This window comes from Bacillus salipaludis (assembly GCF_030938565.1).
GTDB lineage: Bacteria > Bacillota > Bacilli > Bacillales > Cytobacillaceae > Neobacillus > Neobacillus salipaludis_A.
Genome location: NZ_JAVGVR010000001.1, coordinates 5,285,497 through 5,308,052, shown reverse-complemented (window position 1 = coordinate 5,308,052; position 22,556 = coordinate 5,285,497). Strand labels below are relative to the sequence as shown.

The window sequence follows — 22,556 nt, the reverse complement described above, 5'->3', positions numbered from 1 at the left end:
TTTTTTTGATACTGTACATAAGGAAGGAATTTGTCGAAATAGAATCCTTATCAATTCATAATCATATCATATAGTTTCATTTTCTGTTCACATTTTTCGGGTAAATAAACAAATTATCCATGGTATAATCATACTAGTTAAATTTGCAATCTTACGGGGGGTGTCTTAATCAATGCATATATTAGTGATCGGTGTAAACTATAAAACTGCCCCTGTAGAAATCCGTGAGCGGTTGACATTTAATCAATCCGATCTTGTGGATGCCATGAAAAAATTAAACGCAAAGAAAAGCATCCTGGAAAACATTATTCTTTCTACATGTAATCGTACGGAAATTTATGCGGTTGTCGATCAATTACATACAGGCCGCTATTATATAAAGGAATTTCTGTCAGAATGGTTTGGACTTGACCAAGCGGAGTTTTCTCCGTATTTATTTGTGTATGAAGAAGATGGTGCAGTGGAGCATCTGTTCAATGTAACATGCGGATTAAATTCCATGGTTTTAGGGGAGACGCAGATTCTTGGACAGGTACGAACAAGCTTTATGCTTGCACAAGAAGAAAATATTACCGGCACTGTGTTCAACCACCTATTTAAACAAGCGGTAACGGTGGCAAAACGGGGGCATTCTGAAACGGATATCGGGGCAAATGCCGTATCTGTCAGCTATGCTGCGGTTGAATTGGCGAAGAAAATCTTCGGTTCATTATCTGGTAAGCACGTTTTAATTTTTGGTGCGGGAAAAATGGGCGAATTAGCTGCTCAAAACTTACATGGCAATGGGGTTAAAAAAGTAACGGTAATCAACCGTACATTTGAAAAAGCACAAGAGCTTGCCACACGCTTTGGCGGTGAGGCAAGAGGACATGAAGAGCTTCAAAAAGCGCTTGTAGAAGCAGATATTTTAATCAGCTCAACAGGAGCAAAGGATTTTGTCATCACAAAGCCAATGATGGCAAAGGTTGAAAAAGCGCGGAAGGGCAAGCCCTTATTTATGGTCGATATTGCCGTGCCGCGTGATCTAGATCCGCAAATTGCTGAGCTTGAAAATGTCTTCCTTTACGATATTGATGACCTAGAAGGCATTGTGGAAGCGAACCTGCAAGAGCGCAAGAGAGCTGCTGAGAAGATCATGCTGATGATTGAAAAGGAAATCGTTGAATTCAAGCAATGGCTTGGCACGCTTGGTGTCGTACCGGTCATTTCAGCACTTAGAGAAAAAGCCCTTGCGATTCAGGCCGAAACAATGGTTAGCTTGGAACGAAAGCTTCCAAACTTATCAGACCGAGACATAAAAGTATTAAATAAGCATACAAAGAGCATTATTAATCAGCTTCTAAAAGATCCAATTTTATCAGCGAAAGAATTGTCTGCAAGACCAGATGCGGAACAGGCGATGGCGTTATTTAAACAAATATTTAATATTGAAGAGCTTGCAAAGGAACAACAATTGAAAGCAGCTGAATCAAAACCTTCACCCGTTTCTAAAGTGCAGGCTGCCTTTGAAGTCTAAGGGGCCGTTCGATGTTTAGTGTCTTAATGACAAGGCTGCACGAACTTACCGTTGTTCTATATGCCTTCAGTGTGTTGTTATATTTTTTCGACTTCATTCACCATAACCGGAAGGCAAATCGTATTGCCTTCTGGTTACTTGCGTTTGTATGGATTTTGCAAACCGTCTTTTTGTTTTTCTATATGGTTAAAACAGGAAGGTTCCCTGTACTCACCATTTTTGAGGGGCTTTATTTTTATGCCTGGGTATTAGTCACACTATCACTTGGGATCAATCGTTTCTTGCGGATTGATTTTATCGTCTTTTTTACCAATATCCTTGGCTTTATTGTCATGGCGATTCATACCTTTGCCCCGATGCAATACCATTCGCATGTGATGGCAAATCGGCTGGTTTCCGAATTGCTGCTGATTCATATCACGATGGCCATACTTTCTTACGGAGCTTTTTCATTATCCTTCGTTTTCTCCCTGTTATATTTGCTTCAATATGATTTATTGAAACGAAAGAAATGGGGCAAGCGATTATTAAGGCTTGCAGATTTGGAAAAACTGGAGAGACTGTCATACATAACTGCGATTATTGGTGTGCCAATGCTTTTGCTAGGCTTAATTTTAGGGCTGCAGTGGGCGTTTCTCAAGCTTCCCGGGATGGATTGGTATGATATGAAGATCATCGGGTCGTTTTTATTGCTAACAGCCTATAGCATCTTTTTATATTTACGGACTGTAAAAAACATCCATGGGAAAAATTTAGCCTTATGGAATGTCGCATCCTTTTTAATCGTATTAATTAACTTTTTCTTATTTGGTCGATTATCATCATTTCATTTGTGGTACTCGTAAACTAGGAGGCAATCATGAGAAAAATTATCGTAGGTTCCAGACGAAGCAAATTAGCATTAACTCAAACCAATTGGGTCATTAATCAGCTAAAAAAACTTGGTGCACCCTTTGAATTTGAAGTAAAAGAAATCGTGACCAAGGGTGATAAAATCCAGGACGTAACCCTTTCAAAGGTTGGCGGAAAAGGGTTATTTGTTAAAGAAATTGAGCAAGCCATGCTAAACAAAGAGATTGATATGGCCGTCCACAGTATGAAAGATATGCCTGCTGTTCTGCCGGAGGGACTTACGATTGGCTGCATTCCTTTCCGTGAGGACCACCGTGATGCGCTTATTTCCAGAGACCATATTAAGTTAAATGATTTAAAACCGGGTGCGATTATTGGGACTAGCAGTTTAAGACGCAGTGCCCAGCTATTAGTTCAGCGCCCTGATTTAGAAATTAAATGGATTCGCGGCAATGTCGATACAAGATTAAGCAAGCTGAAGGAAGAAGAATATGATGCAATCATTCTAGCGGCAGCTGGTCTATCCCGTCTTGGTTGGGCAAGTAAGACGGTTACGGAATTTTTAGATGCGGATCTATGTATCCCGGCTGTTGGTCAGGGTGCCTTATCGATTGAATGCCGTGAAGATGACCATGAGCTCCTCGAATTATTTGAGAAATTCACCTGCAAAAAAACAGAGCTTGCTGTCCGCGCAGAGCGTGCTTTCTTGCAAAAAATGGAGGGCGGCTGCCAGGTGCCGATTGCCGGCTTTGCAACGGTTGAAGATAACGATGAAATTGCCCTGAAGGTTTTAGTCGCATCCCCTGAAGGAAGAGAAGTATATAAAGAAGAGCTTCGCGGGAATAATCCGGAAGAGTTAGGGGTTCAAGCAGCTGACCTTTTAATTCAAAAAGGGGCAAAAGACTTGATTGACCGGGTGAAGCGGGAGCTTGAGGGGAAATGATTAAGCCTTCCCCTTTGCTTGAAAAAAAGGTCCTTGTTCCAAGGGGTGAAAATCAAGCAAAATCCTTTTCGCAGCTCGTCGAAACCTATGGAGGGATCCCTGTTGAAATTCCTCTGATTGCCTTTCGGCCGATTGAAAGCAATCAACGCCTTCAAGCCTGCTTGAAGGCTCTTGATACATATGACTGGATTATTTTTACGAGCAATGTGACGGTGGAAACATTCTTCTCGTTTTTACCGGGACAACAAAGCCGGCCGAAAATTGCCGTGATTGGCAAAAAAACCGCAGAGGGATTGGCAGCGAAGGGACTGCAGGCTGAATTTGTACCCTCCGCATTTGTTGCTGAGACATTTGTGGAAGAATTTTTACCGATTGTTCGTCCTAGTTTGAGGGTTCTAATTCCTAAAGGAAATTTGGCCAGAGATTATATTGCTGCTTCATTACGTATTGCGGGTGCAATAGTTGATGAAGTGGTCATTTACGAAACATTTATGCCTGAAGAGAACCGAATGAAGTTAGCGAGTATGCTTACTGAAAAACAATTGGATATTTTATTGTTTACCAGTCCTTCAACCGTGGACAATTTTATGGGTGTCATTAATGACTTAGAATTGAGAGGTAAATTAACGGGCTGCATAATCGGCTGTATAGGCCCTATAACCAAGCAAAAATTACTTTCGTATGGATTGCCGGTTCATGTCTCTCCGGAGGAATATACGGTTAAGGAAATGATAAAAAGTACGATTGCTTATATTGAGAGGGAGGAATTATAAATGGATTTACAATTTTCACGTCACCGCCGCCTGCGTTCAAGTGCAAGCATGCGTGCACTTGTGAGAGAGAATCACTTAAAGGCAGAAGACTTCATTTATCCACTGTTTATTTATGAAGGGGAAAACATTCGCAAAGAGGTTTCTTCGATGCCGGGAGTATTCCAAGTTTCAATGGACAATCTTCAAGCGGAAATGGAAGATATCGTTGCACATGGTATTAAAGCGGTTCTATTATTTGGAATTCCAGCTGAAAAAGATGAGTGCGGTACACAAGCATTCCATGATCATGGGATTGTTCAAGAAGCAACTCGTTTTATTAAAGAAAAATACCCTGATGTACTTGTTGTTGCAGATACATGCCTGTGCGAATACACCAGTCACGGTCACTGTGGTGTGGTCGAAGGGGAAAAAATTCTGAATGACCAGTCGCTGGACTTACTGGTAAAAACAGCGGTAGCCCAAGCGAAGGCCGGAGCGGACATTATTGCTCCTTCCAATATGATGGATGGGTTTGTGGCGGCTATCCGTGTCGGACTAGATGAAGCGGGATTCACAGAAATCCCAATCATGTCCTATGCCGTTAAATACGCATCTGCATTTTACGGACCTTTCCGTGAGGCAGCAGAAGGTGCGCCACAATTTGGTGATCGTAAAACGTATCAAATGGATCCGGCAAACCGTATGGAAGCGTTTAGAGAAGCAGAATCGGATGTTGCTGAAGGTGCCGATTTCTTAATTGTAAAACCAGGTATGCCATACCTTGATATCGTTCGTGATATTAAAAATAACTTCAATCTTCCAGTGGTTGTTTACAACGTCAGCGGTGAGTATTCGATGATTAAAGCTGCAGCATTAAACGGCTGGATTGACGAGAAAAAGACTGTTCTTGAAATGTTATACGGCATGAAGCGGGCAGGAGCTGACCTAATTATTACTTATGCAGCTAAAGACGCGATTCGCTGGTTAAAAGAAGAAGAATAATCAAGTGAAATGAGGGATTGCAATGCGTTCGTATACAAAATCGATTGAAGCCTTTAAAGAAGCCCAAACACTCATGCCAGGCGGCGTAAACAGTCCTGTGCGCGCTTTTAAATCGGTCAATATGGATCCGATTTTTATGGAGCGGGGCAAAGGGTCAAAAGTTTATGATATTGATGGAAATGAGTACATTGATTATGTGTTATCATGGGGGCCGCTTATTCTTGGCCACTCAAACGATCAAGTGGTCGAGTCTTTGAAAAAACAAGCAGAAATGGGTACAAGCTTTGGCGCACCGACAGTATTGGAAAACCAATTAGCCCAGCTTGTAAAAGAACGGGTACCTTCGATTGAAATCATCCGTATGGTTAACTCCGGAACGGAAGCAACAATGAGTGCTTTACGCTTAGCTCGCGGATATACCGGCCGTGACAAGATTCTAAAATTTGAAGGCTGCTACCACGGTCATGGCGATTCATTGCTGATTAAAGCCGGTTCCGGTGTGGCGACTCTTGGTTTGCCTGACAGCCCAGGGGTGCCTGAGGGTATTGCGAAAAATACGGTTACGGTTCAGTACAATGACCTTGAAGGCGTGCGCTATGCATTTGAGCAATTTGGCGAGGATATTGCTTGTGTGATTGTTGAACCAGTTGCAGGTAATATGGGTCTTGTGCCGCCACAGCCAGGATTTTTAGAAGGTCTTCGTGAAATCACTACGCAATACGGAGCATTGTTGATTTTTGATGAGGTTATGACAGGTTTCCGGGTGGGCTATAATTGTGCACAAGGTTACTTTAACATTACTCCTGACTTAACGACTCTTGGTAAAGTAATCGGCGGCGGACTTCCTGTTGGGGCATACGGCGGTAAAGCGGAGATTATGGAGCGAATCGCACCAAGCGGTTCGATTTATCAGGCTGGAACATTGTCTGGAAATCCGCTTGCCATGACTGCCGGTTATGAAACATTAAGCCAGTTAACGCCGGAGCACTATGATGAGTTTATCCGTAAAGGTGACCTGCTTGAAAAGGGCTTTAAAGCCGCTGCGGAAAAATACGATATTCCAATTACGTTTAACCGCGCAGGTTCCATGATTGGTTTCTTCTTTACGAATGAAGATGTTATCAATTATGAAACAGCGAAAACATCGAATCTCGAGTTCTTTGCGGAATATTTCCGTCAAATGGCGGATCAAGGGATCTTCGTACCGCCTTCCCAATTTGAAGGACTATTCCTATCCACCGAGCATTCGGATGAAGATATTGAAAAAACCATCCAAGCTGCAGAAAATGCTTTTTCAAAGCTTAGAAAATAATCTTTTGTCTAGGACACTCACCTTTTGGTGGGTGTTTTCTTATTATAGGGGCTGATTTCGTAAACTTTGGTGCTAATGAGCAAGAATGGTTGATTTCCACTCCAGGTTGCTCGCTTTCCGCGGGGCGGGCGGTGAGCCTCCTCGTCGCTTTGCTCCTGTGGGGTCTCACCTGTCCCGCTGCTCCCGCAGGAGTCTCGCACCTTCCGCTCCAATCAACCTCTTTCTAAACAGATTTCCTTATCAAAACCTATTAAAAAAACAACAATCCTATAAAAACAGCTATTAAGAAAGACGAATAGAAAAAGACATTGACGAAGTTTTGCGTACTATAATCGCTTTTTTATCATATTTATTTATCATCCCTCATAGAGTGTAAGTGACATAGTGATTTTACGTGAAGGAAACGAAAGGAGGAGTCGCTTTGTCTCAGGAGAATCAATCGAGCCTACGTTTTTCCTTGGAGGAATCTTTGTGGTTTAGAAAGGGACAGGAAGTCGAAGAACTTGTATCGATTTCCCTAGACCCGGATATTACCATCCAGGAAAATGATCAATACGTAATCATTCGTGGTTCGTTGGAATTAACCGGCGAATATAAGAGTTTCCAAGAAAGTGATGCAAACGAGCAATTTCAAGCTGCTAGTCAGAAATATGTTGAAAGGGTAGATGAACAGGACGAAGGCGTCTGCCAATTTGCGCACCGCTTTCCAGTGGACATTACTATCCCGAATAATCGGATTCAAAGCATCTACGATATTGACGTCCTGGTCGAATCCTTTGATTATTCCCTTCCGGAGCGCAGTTGTCTAAAACTATCAGCTGAGCTGACGATTAGCGGCTTATATGGCAATGAAGAACAGCTCGAGCCGCAAATTGAAGAAGAACAGCCTGAGTTGGAAGTTCTCCATCGTGCTCAAGATGAAAACGAAGAGGAATTATACCAGCAGCCAGTACAGGCAAATCCATATGCGGAATCCTTCCTATTCGAAGCAGAAGCAAGAAAGCCTCGTGAAGAGGAAGAGAAACCAGAAGCATTTCCGCAGTTCCCGAACTTTTCCTACCAAGCACAGGACTATGAGCCTGTAGAGCAATACCAGCCTTCCTGGAGCTTCCAAGAATCACGCAGCGAAGGGAACCATCCATTTGAAGTGGTCGAAGAAATTACGGAAGTTCAAACGGAAAATGTTCATTACGAAGAGGATGTAAACATGATCGAAGAAAGTTCTTCATCCTCTGAACAGGCTCCAAAGCAAGCGAAGAAGAAAAAGCCTGCCAAAAAGAAAAGCATGACGTTAACCGAATTTTTTGCACGCAAGGAAGATGGTGCGGAACAAGCAAAACTTAAGGTTTGTATTGTTCAAAAAGGAGAAACAATCGAAAACCTTGCGGATCGTTATGATGTGACCGTACAAAATCTTCTTCGTGTTAACAACCTTGAACTAAGTCAGGATGTATATGAAGGGCAGGTATTATATATACCGGTTGGATTTGCAAAAAAATATTAGAAATATCTAACAGATGAGCGGGTTTTAAACCCGCTCACCTTGTTGTAAAATCCGAAAAACAAAGAGAGTTGAGTAACATGAATGACTCCAATTGGCTTGAACGGCTTTCTCCCATTCTTGAAAATTATCAGATTAAGCCTTATTTTGTAGAGGATTTCGGCAGTGTCCTGAAGGTCTATTCCAATAAAGGAACCTTTGCCCTCAAAAAAATCACTCCTACAACAGGAACGGATTTTATTCGCCATGTCCATCTTTTATACCAAAAAGGCTATAACCGCATCGTTCCTATTTATCCAACCATGGATGGCCGGTATGCGGTCCTCCATAATAATGAGCTGTATTATTTGATGCCGTGGATGTCAAACGAGCTTAAGGAAGACCGTGTTCACCGAAATCAGCAATTATTCCGTGAACTGGCCAGGCTTCATACACTATCGGCAAAAGAAATCGATGTGAGCAAGGAAGAACGAACAGAGCATTACGAAAAGACCATTCAGCAGTTGGAAAAACATCAGGAATTTCTAGAAGGCTTTATTGAAGAATGTGAAAATAAGACCTATATGTCGCCGTTTGAATTATTGTATTGCCTGTATTACAACGAAATTAGTATGGCACTGCGTTTTTCAAAGGAGCGATTCGAAGATTGGTATGAAGAAACGAAAGACTCAGAGAAAGCCAGGATGGTCATAATCCATGGGAAATTATCTTCAGAGCATTTTCTATATGATGACAGGGGATACGGCCATTTTATTAATTTTGAAAATGCCCGGTATGGGTCACCCATCCATGACATGCTGCCATACCTATCAAGATCCTTAGAAACCATGCCAAAACGGAATAATGATGCAATAGGATTGGTCCAGCATTATTTTAAATATTTTCCTTTTAAACAGGATGAAAAATTACTTTTTTACAGCTATTTAGCTTATCCGGTCCCAATGATCCAGTGTGTGGAAGGTTATTATCGCAGGCAGGACACAAAAAATGAATTAAAGTTTGTCCGGCAGCTACAGCGCCGTTATTGGCATTTGAAAAACTCGGAATATGTAGTGACAAGTATGTTCGAAATGGATAAACAGCAGCAGCTAGCAAAAGAAGGAGCCCAGCAGCAATAATCTTGCTACCAAGGCTCCTTTAAATAATTTCAAACATAAGTGAAAGGCCGACAACGATAAAAAATGATAATAACAAAACATCAAAGACTGTCGGTAAAAACAGTGTACGGATAAATTGAAAAATAATAAATGGAACAATAAATTGCGCGGCGATTCTGCGGCAGGCTCGAAACCAGGGATGGTGGGCAAATTTGTTGAATTTTCTCCTTCGCACCGAAAGAGTCCTCCCTTTTTAACTGACTTTCTTTATGTATATTCTTGACCCCGTTCAAATTCCCCAAAAAAATACTAAAATCTGTCTAATACCTTAAAAAGGTCTACTTAGTATAAAATTTAAAAAAATAGGCAATCATTATTGACGTCAACACCCTATTTTGGGTAGTATAACAATATAATTTAATTAGCTAAGCACTGACAGGGAAGAGTACATTGCAATCTGCTTTTAGAGAGGGAAATCATTTGCTGAAAGATTTTCTAAGTAGAACATTGGAAGGTCGCCCTTGAGCTTCTTCTGCGAAAGGATCTATATCCCATTAGTAGAAGACGGATGAAATCCGTTATCCGATGAAGAGCCAATCGTAGTTTGATTGGAAAAAAGGTGGTACCGCGAAGCAACTCCATTCGTCCTTTTATGACGAATGGAGTTTTTTTATTTTTCGGTACAGTTTTTGTAAGAAACAAAGGAGGCAAATTTAGATGGAAACAAAAGAAATTACAATGCCGACCAAATACGATCCGCAATCGATTGAACAAGGTCGTTATGATTGGTGGCTGAAAGGCAAATTTTTTGAGGCGAAAGATGATAAAGAGAAACAACCATATACGATTGTCATTCCTCCGCCAAACGTAACAGGAAAACTTCATTTAGGTCATGCGTGGGATACAACCCTTCAAGATATCCTTACCCGGATGAAACGGATGCAAGGCTACGATGTTCTTTGGCTTCCTGGAATGGATCACGCCGGTATCGCTACACAAGCAAAGGTTGAAGCGAAACTCCGTGAAGAAGGCAAAAGCCGTTATGATTTAGGCCGTGAAGCATTTGTCGAGGAAACTTGGAAGTGGAAGGAAGAATATGCTTCTCATATCCGTCAGCAGTGGTCGAAGTTAGGACTAGGGCTGGATTATAGCCGCGAGCGTTTTACTCTTGATGAAGGTTTATCCGCTGCGGTTCGTGAAGTTTTCGTTACGCTTTATAAAAAAGGCTTAATTTATCGCGGTGAATACATTATCAACTGGGACCCGTCCACAAAAACGGCTCTTTCCGATATTGAAGTTATTTATAAGGATGTTCAAGGCGCGTTTTATCATATGAGATATCCACTAGCCGATGGATCCGGACATATTGAAATTGCAACAACTCGTCCAGAAACCATGCTCGGGGATACAGCAGTTGCTGTTCATCCCGAAGATGACCGTTACAAGCATTTAATTGGTAAAACTGTTATCCTGCCAATCACCGGACGCGAAATCCCAATCGTCGGTGATGACTATGTGGATATGGAATTCGGTTCAGGGGCTGTAAAAATTACACCTGCACATGATCCAAACGACTTTGAGATTGGCAACCGTCATAATTTAGAAAGAATTCTCGTTATGAACGAAGATGGCTCGATGAATGCCAATGCAGGCAAGTATCAAGGCCAAGACCGTTTTGAATGCCGTAAGCAAATTGTTAAGGATCTTCAAGAACTGGGCGTTCTTTTCAAAATTGAAGACCATCTTCATTCGGTTGGACATTCCGAGCGGAGCGGTGCGGTTGTTGAGCCATATCTGTCCACTCAATGGTTTGTAAAAATGCAGCCACTTGCGGATGAGGCAATTGCCCTTCAGAGCAAGGAAAACAAAGTAAACTTTGTTCCAGACCGTTTTGAAAAAACGTATATGAACTGGATGGAAAACATTCGTGACTGGTGTATCTCCAGACAGCTATGGTGGGGTCACCGTATTCCTGCTTGGTATCACAAGGAAACAGGTGAGGTTTACGTAGACCATGAGCCGCCGGCAGATATCGAGAATTGGGAACAGGACACTGATGTATTAGATACATGGTTCAGTTCAGCATTATGGCCGTTCTCAACTATGGGCTGGCCTGACAAAGAAGCAGCTGATTTCAAACGTTACTTCCCTACTGATGTACTAGTAACTGGCTATGATATTATCTTCTTCTGGGTATCAAGAATGATCTTCCAAAGCATTGAATTCACAGGCGAACGTCCTTTCAAAGATGTTTTAATTCACGGACTTGTTCGTGATGCACAAGGACGCAAGATGAGTAAGTCTTTAGGAAACGGTGTAGACCCAATGGATGTCATCGATCAATACGGCGCTGACTCACTCCGTTACTTCTTATCCACTGGCAGCTCACCTGGCCAGGACTTACGTTACAGCACTGAAAAGGTTGAAGCAACATGGAACTTTGCCAATAAAATTTGGAATGCCTCCCGCTTTGCCTTAATGAACATGGACGGTCTTAAGTTTGAGGAAATCGATTTTAGCGGAGAAAAATCAGTTGCTGACAAGTGGATTTTAACAAGATTAAATGAAACGATTGAAACAGTAACAAGACTTTCTGCCCGCTATGAATTTGGTGAAGTCGGCCGTGCCCTTTACAATTTCATTTGGGATGACTTCTGTGATTGGTATATTGAGATGGCAAAGCTGCCTCTATATGGAGAAGATGAAGCGGCGAAGAAAACAACACGTTCTATTCTTGCATATGTTCTGGATAACACAATGCGTTTACTTCATCCGTTTATGCCATTTATCACGGAAGAAATTTGGCAAAACCTTCCTCACAGTGGCGAATCGATTACAACTGCTCAGTGGCCTGAGGTAAACCCTTCGTTTACAGACGAAGAAGCAGCACAAGAAATGAAAATGTTAGTAGAAATGATTCGTTCTGTACGGAATATCCGTGCAGAGGTTAATACCCCAATGAGCAAAAAGATTAAAATGCTTGTAAAAGCAAAAGACGAATCTGTTCTTAAAGCGCTTGATAAAAATCGTGCTTATATTGAACGTTTCTGTAATCCTGAAGAGCTTCAAATGGGTATTGCGATTGAAACACCGGATAAAGCGATGACTGCTGTTGTTACTGGTTTAGAAATCATTCTCCCGCTTGAAGGCTTAATCAATCTTGAGGAAGAAATTGCACGTCTACAAAAAGAATTCGATAAGTTCACAAAAGAAGTAGAACGAGTTCAAAAGAAATTAAGCAATGAAGGCTTTATCAAAAAGGCTCCTGAAAATGTCATTGCCGAAGAAAAGGCAAAAGAACAGGATTATCTTGAAAAGAGAGCAGTTGTCGAAGCGAGATTAAATGAACTAAAAGGATTATAATAAATAAGACGAATCCGTCATTGGATTCGTCTTTTACATAAAGGCTCTGTTAAACTTGGTTGTTGATTTCCGCTCCAGGCACTTCGCTTTCCGCGGGCGGTTCGGGGAGCCTCCTCGTCGCTTCGCTCCTGCGGGGTCTCCCCTGTCCCGTACTCCCACAGGAGTCTTCGTGCCTTCCGCTCCAATCAACGCTGTTCAAAATCAACATTGTCTTTTAACACAACCTACATAAAAAAAACGGGGTGTCAAAAATGTTTGCAACCTATCAAGAAGCCCTTGACTGGATCCATGCAAGGCTAAGACTTGGGATCAAACCTGGTTTAAAAAGAATGGAATGGATGATGGAAAGACTTGGGCATCCAGAAAATAAAATAAAAGCGATTCATATTGGCGGAACGAATGGTAAAGGCTCAACAGTCACCTTTTTGCGTTCTATGCTCCAAGAACAGGGATACAAAGTCGGAACATTTACATCTCCTTATATTGAGCAGTTTAATGAACGGATTAGCATTAATGGAATACCAATCGATGATGATGAATTATTGCAGCTTGCCAATATTATTCGCCCGCTTGCTGATCAGTTAGAGGAAACAGAACTTGGCGGTCCGACAGAATTTGAAGTGATTACGGCCATGTCTTTTTATTATTTTGCTGAAATAAATCCTGTAGATATTGCCATTTATGAAGTAGGGCTTGGCGGTCGTTTTGATTCTACAAATGTCATCTTGCCGATTGCTTCGATTATAACGAATATTGGACTCGATCATACCAGTATTTTAGGGGATACTTATGAGGAAATCGCTTTTGAAAAGGCGGGAATTATAAAAAATCAAACACCTATTTTTACTGCAGTCAAACATCCTGGAGCATTAAATGTGATTGAAGAGCAGGCGAAGCAAAAGGATGCGCCGATTTATCGTCTCAGTGAGGAATTTACAATCAGCGGTCATCAGTCGGTTTCGAAAGGTGAAATCTTTTCAATGAAAAATGCCTTTGATTCATTGGAGGAAATTGAAATCAGTATGATTGGCAAACACCAAACCGAAAATGCCGCTCTGGCTATTACATCCGCTCAATATTTAAATCAAAAGGGATTGATTTCAATTACGGAGCAGTCCATCAGAGAGGGATTAAAAAAGGCCTATTGGCCGGGGAGATTTGAAATTCTTTCTGAAAAACCGTTAGTTATTATTGACGGTGCGCATAATGATGAAGGAATTGCCACGCTTGTTAACGAGTTAACAAACCGTTATTCGGATTGTAACATACACATTGTCTTTGCTGCATTAAAGGATAAAAAATTCGATAAGATGATTGAACAGTTGGATCAGGTGGCTGATAAGATTTCTTTTGTTTCTTTTGATTATCCGCGAGCTGCTACAGGACATGATTTGTATCAAAAAAGTAAGTCAGAAAATAAGGAAATTGTAGAGAAGTGGGAGGAGTATTTAAACGAAGTGATTCAAGTGGTACATCCAGAAGGTTTGTTAGTGGTAACAGGCTCTCTCTACTTTATTTCAGAAGCAAAACCGTTGATACGCAAATATTTAAAAAATATGGAACATGGGAATTGAGAAGAGAAGAAATCCGAGATCAAAGGATTTCAAATCTTAATAAAAAAGAAGCATGACTAGATGTTTTTCAAAGTCTGCTTCTTTTTTTAAATATATCTGAGTCATTATTATTTATAATCAACGTTATTAACAACTGTTCCTGTTGTTGTTTTCCAATCAATAGAGTTATATTCATCAAAGGTGTTTCCGCACTGTTGCCTAACGTAGGTATCGGTAGGATCTGTAACTTTAATAATTTGTGTTCCTGAAGGAATCCCTTTAGTTACTGTAACCGTTCCTTTAACAAATAATTTTCCACTGGTATTGATTGTTAAGTCGTCAGCTTTGAAATTTCCATTGACACACATCTTTGAGGTGGAATCAATTGTAAGGCTTTTACCTATGGTTGCATTTCCTCTAGCAAATAAACTTGAAGAAGTGGCGAGAGTCACGTGATCATCCGTAACCATATTTCCCCCTATATAAATATGCGACGAATCAACTCTAAGCTGACCACCAAAGCTTGCATCGTGTTCTGTTTCAAGGGTTAGATTCGTTAAACTATTTAAATTTCCTTTTAGGGAAACGGAATCAGCATGAAGGATAAGGTTTGATTTGTTTCCATTTCCATTTAATGCTAGATCAGCAGTTGAATATATTGTACCAACATACCCATTATAATTTTCTGAATAGGTCATATCTTGATTAATAAGAATTCCATTAGGGCAGCTAATGTTTGAGAATGTAGTTGGATTCGTGCAAGTGGAACTAACATTCTCTGGTTTTGGTACAGCATTATATTCTGGAGTAATCGATCCACCTTCCAAATTAATATCTTTTAGGTCAATCTCCATTTCCGCATTAAGGGTAGTATTTTTTCCATTCTCTGTCCCTACAATATCAAAAGTAGTCCGCACTTTATTCGTACCTGAAATAACTGTTGCAAGAAAATTTTTCATTGTGAAAGTCGCATTGGGATAACCATCGATTGTAACAGCAGGTTTTGTTTGTCCCAAATCCTGCTGAAGGGCATCTTTCATTAATCTTGTTGCCTCTGTTTTATAATCTTTTTGTGGATCAGTTTTTAAAATATTAATGACTTGATCATTTACACTTTGTTGTTTTGATTCAAAAACTCTTTGAACTTCGACTTTATAATAGGAAACACCCATTTCCGCAAGTGCTACGGAATGTGACGTTTTTTCAACTACTTGATTTTGCTTAGTACTGCTAAAAGCCTGTCCCATAAAAGAAACGAAAATAACCATAAAAATCACTATGATTAATAAAACGGTTATAAGAGCATAACCTTCTTCATTTTTCAATTTGTCCATTAATATCCACCCGCCTTAATTCGGTAAAGCATTGTGTTTATCGTAATGTTATTAGAAGGATTCTTTTTGTCACTTGAAGTTATTTTCAAGGACACATCATTTTGCTTTGGATTCACAGGCATTGTAACGGAATTAGTAATATCGAAATTAAAGCAAATTTGCGGATTATTATAGATTTCAGTCTGTGTAGTTCCGTCCATTTTTGTGTAATTAATCGTTATTTCACAATTTGCCCCAGTGTTTGAAAGGGTGTATTGAGTTGATTTTTGATGGATTCTTGTTAGATTGGTAATTACTAGGTTTGTTTCTTGAATCATTGAATTTTTAGAAACAGCCCTTTGTGATAATTTATAGCCTTGCAAAAAGACATTCCAGATTATAACACCAAGGATAGATAGAATCGTTATTGAAGCTAGAACTTCAATTAAGGTTAACCCCCGTTCATCTCGTTCCAATAATAAACCCTCCTACCTATTTATATAGCCAAATGTTTCACTGACAACTTTTCCGTTATTATTTAATATTTGAACAATAATTAAATTTGAATTGGTAAATCGGGAACTATTACTTGGTGTTTTCTTAATTTTTATATTCACTAAACCTCCATTGGGTTTAAAAATATAATAATCACCATCAAGACGGTCATACTCACTTATGACAGACTTGGTTGGGGTAACAAAAAAATTCTTCACTCTAGAATCATTTTTCCATTGGACTAACACCTGTTTCGCTGTGCTAATCGCTTGAGTCTTATCCTGATTTTGTTTATTCATTAAACCCATTTGAGGGAAGAAGCGCATTATTGATAGAAAAATAATGGATAAAATTGTGATGGAAACGAGTATTTCTATTAGGGTTAATCCTTTTTCATTTCTAATTAGATTCAAATTAGATCATTCCCTTCGGTAAGAAGCAAATTAGTTATTACGACCCAATAAATATTTACCAGCTTCTTTTAAACTAGCTAAAAATATTATACAATATTTAGTAGGCGAATTATGTCTAATTTTCCAAGAAACGACTAAAAAATAATATTAATTGAGGAAAAATGTAGATTTATAGGATAGACGTACTATAAGAGAGGTAGTGTCTGAATGCAAACCATTATATGGGCCTTTGGTTCGATGTTAGTGTTGATGTTAATATTATCCTTTTTATCCATAGGCTACACATTTAAAGGAAAGTTATCGATTGTTTTGGCTAGTCTTGTTTTATCTCTGGGCGGAAGTTTGGCCGCAAGTTCCTTTTCATTGATACTCACTATTTTGTTGATTATTTCCCTCGTGTTTTTTACAGCATATTTTTTAGATCGCCGTGCAGGAAGTCTTATATATATTGGAAACACAGTCTCTGAAGAAGGGTCAGTAGAAGAAATCGAAAATGTAATACCTTTCGATTCAAAAATAGAATTAGTAAACGAGGAAATTAGTCTTATTCCTCCAGAATTGGAAGTGGTTAAATCAAACGAAATTAATGTACTTGAAGATGTAAATGATCAATCTGCCCAAAATTCTAGAATTTTAGAAAAGAACCTTGCGTTTGAAGAGATAACAGAAATATTGGATGAAGATATTTCTTCCTATTTAGAAGAGAATACGGATTTAGAAAACTTGGGGCAGGATATGGAAACTGAACCTGAGGATACTTATTTATCTGATATTGAGAGCTTACTAGTTGAAGAAGTAGAAATGAACCACTTAAAAGATGAACAAGAAATCTTAGACGAAGATGAAAATATCACATCGTTAGACAAAGCAGACACACTTCTTTACGATTCATCTGAACTTAAACAGTTGGATGATTTTACTTTGGATATTCTAATTGCTGAACAGGAAGCGGCAGTTGGTCGTAACGAGGATATAGAAATTCTTAATAAAGATAAGTCATTACAAAAATAATTTCCTCTAGGAAAAAAATTTAGAAGAGACAATTTCATTGAAGGTAAATGAACGGAGGCTAATACCTTGGGGAAAAATCAACAATTTATCAAATTGTTTATTGTTCTATTTTTATGTACTGGATTTATTTTTAGTTTCTCCCATTTTGCTGCCAAAGCTTTTGAAAATTTAACAAATGCTGATGGAAAATATTCAAATGGAACTACAATTGGATTGATCGATATTTCAGGGATGTCTGAAAGTGAAGTCGTTGGTCTTCTAAAAAATCGTTACTCTGATTGGGTAAAAAATGCAAAAATAAATTTGCAATATAACGAAAAAAGTGCAGGAATCGATTTAAAGGAATTTAAATTGGATTCAAGCACGACAATCAGTTCTATTAAAAATGGTCAAAGTAATCCTATATTTGTGACTATAGATAAATCTAAAGCAGAAGAGCAAATTCAAATCCTTTTCCCACAAATCAACACTAAAGGTGTTGACCTGGACAAGCTCACTAATAGCTTAAATGAAACTGGGTCAAAGTTAGACAAGGGACCATATAGCTTTGATTTATATAATGACTTTTCACTACCAGGTACACATGATACCGTTGATGTGGTAAGTAGAACAACCTTGAATTTAAATGTGGTACCAATAGACTTACAAGATTTGCTGAATTTAACATCTAAAATTGAAATTCCTGGAGAATCTGAATTTTCCTTCTTAGAATTTGCCAAAAAGCAACATATTGAAGAATTCCCTTCCCTTAATATAATGGTAACGGGTATGTATCAAACTATTTTACATACAAATTTTTCAATAGTAGAAAGAAATATTGGAAGTAAACTTCCAAGCTATGCAAGCTTAGGAAATGAAGCAAAAGTAGATGATCAATCAAAAGCTGATTTCATCATTAAAAATCCAAACAAAGGTAAGTATACTTTAGAATTTAAATTAGCGAAAAAACACTTAACTGTAACATTAAAAGGCGAAAAATTAATGTATTCCTATAAAATTACTAAAAAGAATAAACAAGAATTAAAACCAAAAACGATTTTACAATATAGCCCGCTACTTCTTTCTGGGCAAACAAAGATTCAAACAAAAGGAGAAAATGGTCGTATTGTTAAGGTTTATAGAAATGTTTATGAAGGAGACCAGTTTATTAAAACTGATCTGATTTCCGAAGATTATTATCCACCGGTTTATCGTGTGGAGGTTCATGGATTGGCAGGAAGTACACAAGGGACATCCTCGGCATCTACTGGAACTGCAGATAACGAAACGGATAGTAGCACTTCAAATGATTCAAATGAGAATCAATCAATTACATCCGACTCAACTCAGAAAAGTTCAAATGATAGTAACCTTTGGGGGAAACCAAATGAACAGCCAAAATAATGTGATAAAAAGCAGGGATCGAAAATGAAGCAAATCAGAAGGAGACTTGGCGATTTATTAATAGAAGAAGGCATGATAACCGCTGACCAGCTGGAAACTACATTAGCGGAAAAAAACTCCTCCCAAAAGCTGGGGGAAGCGCTGGTTCAAAGAGGTTATATAAGTGAACAGCAATTAATTGAAGTGCTGGAATACCAGCTGGGAATTCCACATATAAGCCTATTTCAATACCCATTTGATACGAATATTTTTTCGCTCGTCCCGAAAGAAACTGCTAGAAGGAACTTAATTATTCCTTTGAAAAAGGATGGTAACAAGCTTTATATTGCGATGGTTGACCCAATGGATTTCATCGTCATGGACGATTTACGTCTTTCGACAGGCTTCCAAATTGAAGCGGCAATTGCAACTAAGGACGATATCTTAAAAGCGATTAATAAATATTATGATATTGACGATGGTCTTGATGAATTGCTAGATGAATTGCCGCAAAATGAAAAGGGCCGAAATGATGATGTAACCGACCTCAATTCACCAATTGTAAAGCTAGTGAATCAGATTCTTACTAATGCGGTTATCCAAAAGGCAAGTGATATCCATATTGATCCTCAGGAAACAAAAATTGTTGTTCGCTACCGCATTGACGGAGTCTTGCGTAATGAGCGAGTCCTGCCAAGACATATGCAAAGTGTATTGACTGCCAGATTAAAAATCATGTCCAATCTTGATATTACAGAGCATCGAATTCCGCAGGATGGACGGATTAAAATGAATCTTGATTTTCACCCAATCGACCTTCGTGTCTCGACACTCCCAACCGTTTATGGGGAGAAGATTGTTATGCGTTTGCTCGATATGAGCTCAGCTTTAAATGATATTAACAAACTTGGATTTAATGCACTTAACTTAAAAAGGTTCGGAGAATTAATTGAAAATCCAACAGGGATAGTGTTGATTACAGGGCCAACAGGATCGGGGAAATCCTCCACTTTATATGCTGCGCTCAATAAAATGAATAGCGAGGAAGTTAATATCATTACTATTGAGGATCCTGTTGAATACCAACTAGAGGGAATTAATCAAATCCAAGTAAACCAGAACGTTGGAATGACCTTTGCTGCTGGCTTAAGATCGATCCTTCGTCAAGACCCTAATATCATCATGGTTGGAGAGATTCGGGATAAAGAGACAGCTGAAGTAGCCATAAGAGCTTCTTTGACTGGGCATTTGGTCTTAAGTACCTTGCATACAAATGATTCTATCGGAACAGTTACAAGATTAATTGACATGGGGGTTGAACCCTTCATGCTTGCATCTTCACTTAGTGGTGTTGTTGCACAACGTCTTGTCCGAAAGGTTTGTAGGGATTGTTTGGAAGTACATGAACCATCGAAAAGGGAAATTGAGATATTTGCAAGACGCGGAATTAAGATTGAAAAAATTCATCGTGGTAAAGGCTGCTCCTACTGTAATATGACAGGATATAAGGGAAGAATTGCACTCCACGAAGTGTTAATGATAAACGAAGAAATGCAACGGTGTATTATGAACGGAGAGTCTTTTCAAAAGTTAAAAGAATTAGCGAAGAAAAGCAAAACTATCTTTTTACTAGATGATGGCCTATTAAAGGTAAAACAGGGATTAACTACAACGGAAGAAGTATTACGAGTAGCAACTCTTGAATAGGAGTAGTGAAGATGAAAGAAAAAATTGATCAAATATTAAAAGCTGCAATTGAATATAAAGCATCCGATGTCCATCTAACAGTAGGCGTTCCACCAATTTTCCGGATACACGGGGACTTAAAAAGGTATGGGCAAGATAGACTTTTGCCTGATGATACAGAAGGAATGGCCAAAGCGATAATTCCTGACCATTTATGGGATGTTTTTAAGGAAAAAGGCGAACTCGATTTTTCTTATGGGGTTCCGGGTATCTCCCGTTTTCGTGTTAATGCCTTTCATCAGCGCAAAAGTGTTTCAATCGCATTAAGAACGGTGGCTTCGAAAACTCCGACAATTGAAGATCTCGATTTGCCTGAAGTTATTGGTAAGTTAGTAGAAAAACCACAAGGTCTTATTCTTGTGACGGGTCCGACGGGAAGTGGTAAATCTACTACACTTGCATCGATGATTGATTATTTGAATCGGACGATGCGAAAACATATTATTACACTAGAAGACCCAATAGAGTACCTTCATAGACATGGAAATTCGATTATTGACCAGCGTGAAGTTGGCTTTGATACAAAGTCATATGCCAGCGGCTTAAAAGGTGCGCTTCGTCAAGACCCTGATGTCATTCTTGTTGGGGAGATGCGTGACTTAGAAACGATCGGTATCGCGATTACGGCCGCAGAAACAGGCCACCTTGTACTTGGTACACTTCATACATCTAGTGCACCAACAACTATTAACAGGATTATCGACGTGTTTCCACCTGTACAACAGCCACAGATTCGTGTACAGTTAGCATCTGTTTTAGTAGGAGTAATTTCTCAACGGCTGTTCCCAACTCCTGATAAAAAAGGCCGGAAAGCAGCGACGGAAATCATGGTAAACAATCCAGCTATTGCAAACTTAATTAGAAATGAAAAGATTCATCAAATTCAAAGCACGATGCAAACTTCCCGTGCCCAGGGGATGCATACGCTTGAGATGAGCATTAAAGATTTACTTGACCGAAACCTGATTCAAAAGGAAGCAGCAACTCAATATTTACATGAGAAGATGCTGAATGGCTAGATTTAAATACTCAGGTCGTGACCGCAAAGGAAAACGGCAGGGCACCGTTAATGCAACTTCTAGACGGGAAGCGATGGAAAAGCTTAAAGAAGAAGGTATTCGTGTAATTGAAATAAATGAAGTTCCCGAAACTTTCATGACAAAGGACCTTTCTTTTGGGGAAAAAGTAAAGCTTCAGCATTTTGTTATCTATTTAAGACAATTTTCAACTCTGTTAAAGGCAGGGGTAACGGTCGTTGATGCAACAGCTATTCTTGCACAGCAGACAGAAAGTAAAGGATTAAAGAAAGCGCTACTCGATGTTGAACTAGAATTAAGGGAAGGTAATCCACTTTCAGAAGCAGTCTCAAAGCATAAAAAAATTTTTACACCAATGTTTATAAACATGGTAAATGCCGGAGAGGTTAGCGGTAATCTAGATGGGACGTTGGACCGTCTAGCGGAACATTTTGAAAAACAACATTATACACGACAAAAAATTAAATCGGCACTATCCTATCCAATTGTTGTTGGTATCGTTGCAATTGCTGTAGTGATATTTTTACTTGTTTCCGTTGTACCAACCTTTGTGTCTATGTTTGATCAAATGGGAGGGAAGCTTCCAGCAATTACTTTATTTGTGGTAGGAGCAAGTGAGTTTATGCAGAAGAGCTGGTGGTTAATTGCAATTTTAATTTTTTTATTCGTTTTTGTATTCTCTTTTATGAAAAAAAATAGTAATACAAAATACTATTTAGATTACATGTTATTAAGGTTACCGATTTTTGGGAATTTGCTCCAAAAAGCTGCCCTAGCACGAATGATGAGAACGCTGAGTTCATTATTTTCTAGTTCGGTTCCCATTCTGCAGGCAATGTCAATTGTAGAAAAGGTTGTTGAAAACGAGGTACTTGCAAAGGTAATCCGCGAGTCTCGTAATACCCTTGAAAAAGGACGTTCAATGACAGAGCCCATGGAAAAACATTGGGCCTTTCCTCCCTTGGTTACACAGATGATTGCGATTGGAGAGGAAACTGGGGCTTTAGATGCAATGTTGTCAAAAATTGCAGAGTTCTATGAAAAAGAAGTAGAAACAGGAACAGATCAATTAAAATCTTTAATTGAACCATTAATGATTGTATTTTTAGCAGGTGTTGTTGGAACAATTGTTACGGCGATTATGATGCCGCAGTTTACCATGTTCGACCAATTCCAACAAATGAATCAATAAATGACATTTTAAAGAAAAAACTGATAAAATATTACAAAAAATACTATTTTCCTCTTTTTTTCGACTGCTAATTAAATTATAATAAAAAGGACTAAA

The 22,556-nt window shown here is 39.2% G+C and carries 19 protein-coding genes and 1 other annotated feature; of the genes, 15 read left to right on the top strand and 4 right to left on the bottom strand.

Annotation, left to right across the window (positions count from 1 at the left end; all coding sequences use genetic code 11):
- Positions 1-172 precede the first annotated feature (172 nt).
- The 8 genes from hemA to ysxE all read left to right on the top strand — a co-directional run bounded on the left by hemA (position 173) and on the right by ysxE (position 8,996).
- Entirely contained in the window at positions 173-1,516 is a 1,344-nt protein-coding gene (gene hemA / locus RCG21_RS26460) for a glutamyl-tRNA reductase (protein ID WP_308913923.1), read from the top strand.
- 11 nt (positions 1,517-1,527) lie between these two features.
- On the top strand, positions 1,528-2,361 hold the full coding sequence (gene ccsA / locus RCG21_RS26455) for a cytochrome c biogenesis protein CcsA (protein ID WP_026572279.1): 834 nt from the start codon (positions 1,528-1,530) through the stop codon (positions 2,359-2,361).
- Positions 2,362-2,375: 14 nt separating this feature from the next.
- Positions 2,376-3,311, top strand: a complete 936-nt coding sequence (gene hemC / locus RCG21_RS26450; RefSeq protein ID WP_308913922.1) for a hydroxymethylbilane synthase — start codon at positions 2,376-2,378, stop codon at positions 3,309-3,311.
- A complete protein-coding gene (locus RCG21_RS26445) occupies positions 3,308-4,084 on the top strand; it encodes a uroporphyrinogen-III synthase (protein ID WP_308913921.1) in 777 nt (258 codons plus the stop codon). Before hemC ends, RCG21_RS26445 begins: the two co-directional genes overlap by 4 nt.
- A complete protein-coding gene (hemB, locus tag RCG21_RS26440) occupies positions 4,085-5,065 on the top strand; it encodes a porphobilinogen synthase (RefSeq protein WP_133334409.1) in 981 nt (326 codons plus the stop codon).
- Between the two features lie 22 nt (positions 5,066-5,087).
- Positions 5,088-6,377 carry a glutamate-1-semialdehyde 2,1-aminomutase gene (hemL, locus tag RCG21_RS26435; protein WP_308913920.1) on the top strand — a complete coding sequence of 430 codons (1,290 nt, stop codon included), beginning with the start codon at positions 5,088-5,090 and terminating at the stop codon, positions 6,375-6,377.
- A 421-nt stretch (positions 6,378-6,798) separates the two neighbouring features.
- The gene (gene spoVID, locus RCG21_RS26430) at positions 6,799-7,881 is read left to right on the top strand and encodes a stage VI sporulation protein D (protein ID WP_133334411.1); all 1,083 of its coding nucleotides are present in this window, start codon (positions 6,799-6,801) and stop codon (positions 7,879-7,881) included.
- A 77-nt stretch (positions 7,882-7,958) separates the two neighbouring features.
- Positions 7,959-8,996, top strand: a complete 1,038-nt coding sequence (gene ysxE / locus RCG21_RS26425) for a spore coat protein YsxE (RefSeq protein ID WP_308913919.1) — start codon at positions 7,959-7,961, stop codon at positions 8,994-8,996.
- Between the two features lie 19 nt (positions 8,997-9,015).
- Here ysxE and RCG21_RS26420 read toward each other — a convergent pair whose 3' ends face one another.
- The gene (locus RCG21_RS26420) at positions 9,016-9,210 is read right to left on the bottom strand and encodes a YszA family small membrane protein (RefSeq protein ID WP_133334413.1); all 195 of its coding nucleotides are present in this window, start codon (positions 9,208-9,210) and stop codon (positions 9,016-9,018) included.
- A 188-nt stretch (positions 9,211-9,398) separates the two neighbouring features.
- Positions 9,399-9,628 (top strand) — a binding site (T-box leader).
- Positions 9,629-9,692: 64 nt separating this feature from the next.
- Here RCG21_RS26420 and RCG21_RS26415 point away from each other — a divergent pair.
- Positions 9,693-12,338 (top strand): valine--tRNA ligase, encoded by a 2,646-nt coding sequence (locus RCG21_RS26415; protein ID WP_133334414.1) that lies wholly within the window; start codon positions 9,693-9,695, stop codon positions 12,336-12,338.
- A 251-nt stretch (positions 12,339-12,589) separates the two neighbouring features.
- Positions 12,590-13,912: a bifunctional folylpolyglutamate synthase/dihydrofolate synthase gene (locus RCG21_RS26410; protein WP_308913918.1), complete on the top strand. Its 1,323-nt coding sequence runs from the start codon at positions 12,590-12,592 to the stop codon at positions 13,910-13,912.
- 107 nt (positions 13,913-14,019) lie between these two features.
- Here the strand turns inward: RCG21_RS26410 and RCG21_RS26405 are convergent, their stop codons facing one another.
- The 3 genes from RCG21_RS26405 to RCG21_RS26395 are packed head-to-tail and all read right to left on the bottom strand — an operon-like array spanning position 14,020 to position 16,112.
- The gene (locus tag RCG21_RS26405; protein ID WP_308913917.1) at positions 14,020-15,225 is read right to left on the bottom strand and encodes a hypothetical protein; all 1,206 of its coding nucleotides are present in this window, start codon (positions 15,223-15,225) and stop codon (positions 14,020-14,022) included.
- Complete coding sequence (locus RCG21_RS26400) at positions 15,225-15,680, bottom strand: prepilin-type N-terminal cleavage/methylation domain-containing protein (RefSeq protein ID WP_308913916.1); 456 nt, start codon at positions 15,678-15,680, stop codon at positions 15,225-15,227. Before RCG21_RS26400 ends, RCG21_RS26405 begins: the two co-directional genes overlap by 1 nt.
- Before the next feature lie 12 nt (positions 15,681-15,692).
- On the bottom strand, positions 15,693-16,112 hold the full coding sequence (locus RCG21_RS26395) for a PulJ/GspJ family protein (protein WP_308913915.1): 420 nt from the start codon (positions 16,110-16,112) through the stop codon (positions 15,693-15,695).
- Between the two features lie 207 nt (positions 16,113-16,319).
- Here RCG21_RS26395 and RCG21_RS26390 point away from each other — a divergent pair, with 207 nt between their 5' ends.
- From RCG21_RS26390 to RCG21_RS26370, 5 genes are all read left to right on the top strand, one after another.
- Positions 16,320-17,123 (top strand): hypothetical protein, encoded by an 804-nt coding sequence (locus RCG21_RS26390; RefSeq protein ID WP_308913914.1) that lies wholly within the window; start codon positions 16,320-16,322, stop codon positions 17,121-17,123.
- Positions 17,124-17,189: 66 nt separating this feature from the next.
- Complete coding sequence (locus RCG21_RS26385; RefSeq protein ID WP_308913913.1) at positions 17,190-18,506, top strand: G5 domain-containing protein; 1,317 nt, start codon at positions 17,190-17,192, stop codon at positions 18,504-18,506.
- Positions 18,507-18,530: 24 nt separating this feature from the next.
- Positions 18,531-20,192 carry a GspE/PulE family protein gene (locus RCG21_RS26380; RefSeq protein ID WP_308913912.1) on the top strand — a complete coding sequence of 554 codons (1,662 nt, stop codon included), beginning with the start codon at positions 18,531-18,533 and terminating at the stop codon, positions 20,190-20,192.
- A gap of 11 nt (positions 20,193-20,203) precedes the next feature.
- A complete protein-coding gene (locus tag RCG21_RS26375; RefSeq protein WP_308913911.1) occupies positions 20,204-21,250 on the top strand; it encodes a type IV pilus twitching motility protein PilT in 1,047 nt (348 codons plus the stop codon).
- Positions 21,243-22,460, top strand: a complete 1,218-nt coding sequence (locus RCG21_RS26370) for a type II secretion system F family protein (protein WP_308913910.1) — start codon at positions 21,243-21,245, stop codon at positions 22,458-22,460. Before RCG21_RS26375 ends, RCG21_RS26370 begins: the two co-directional genes overlap by 8 nt.
- The last annotated feature ends 96 nt before the right edge of the window (positions 22,461-22,556 follow it).

Excerpts from the sequence above, each read along its gene's own strand:
- hemC (WP_308913922.1), top strand. The coding sequence starts at position 2,376 with ATGAGAAAAATTATCGTAGGTTCCAGACGAAGCAAATTAGCATTAACT.
- RCG21_RS26380 (WP_308913912.1), top strand. The coding sequence starts at position 18,531 with ATGAAGCAAATCAGAAGGAGACTTGGCGATTTATTAATAGAAGAAGGC.
- RCG21_RS26370 (WP_308913910.1), top strand. The coding sequence starts at position 21,243 with ATGGCTAGATTTAAATACTCAGGTCGTGACCGCAAAGGAAAACGGCAG.
- RCG21_RS26405 (WP_308913917.1), bottom strand. The coding sequence starts at position 15,225 with ATGGACAAATTGAAAAATGAAGAAGGTTATGCTCTTATAACCGTTTTA.
- RCG21_RS26415 (WP_133334414.1), top strand. The coding sequence starts at position 9,693 with ATGGAAACAAAAGAAATTACAATGCCGACCAAATACGATCCGCAATCG.
- ccsA (WP_026572279.1), top strand. The coding sequence starts at position 1,528 with ATGTTTAGTGTCTTAATGACAAGGCTGCACGAACTTACCGTTGTTCTA.
- RCG21_RS26375 (WP_308913911.1), top strand. The coding sequence starts at position 20,204 with ATGAAAGAAAAAATTGATCAAATATTAAAAGCTGCAATTGAATATAAA.
- hemA (WP_308913923.1), top strand. The coding sequence starts at position 173 with ATGCATATATTAGTGATCGGTGTAAACTATAAAACTGCCCCTGTAGAA.
- RCG21_RS26445 (WP_308913921.1), top strand. The coding sequence starts at position 3,308 with ATGATTAAGCCTTCCCCTTTGCTTGAAAAAAAGGTCCTTGTTCCAAGG.
- RCG21_RS26390 (WP_308913914.1), top strand. The coding sequence starts at position 16,320 with ATGCAAACCATTATATGGGCCTTTGGTTCGATGTTAGTGTTGATGTTA.
- hemB (WP_133334409.1), top strand. The coding sequence starts at position 4,085 with ATGGATTTACAATTTTCACGTCACCGCCGCCTGCGTTCAAGTGCAAGC.
- hemL (WP_308913920.1), top strand. The coding sequence starts at position 5,088 with ATGCGTTCGTATACAAAATCGATTGAAGCCTTTAAAGAAGCCCAAACA.
- ysxE (WP_308913919.1), top strand. The coding sequence starts at position 7,959 with ATGAATGACTCCAATTGGCTTGAACGGCTTTCTCCCATTCTTGAAAAT.
- RCG21_RS26410 (WP_308913918.1), top strand. The coding sequence starts at position 12,590 with ATGTTTGCAACCTATCAAGAAGCCCTTGACTGGATCCATGCAAGGCTA.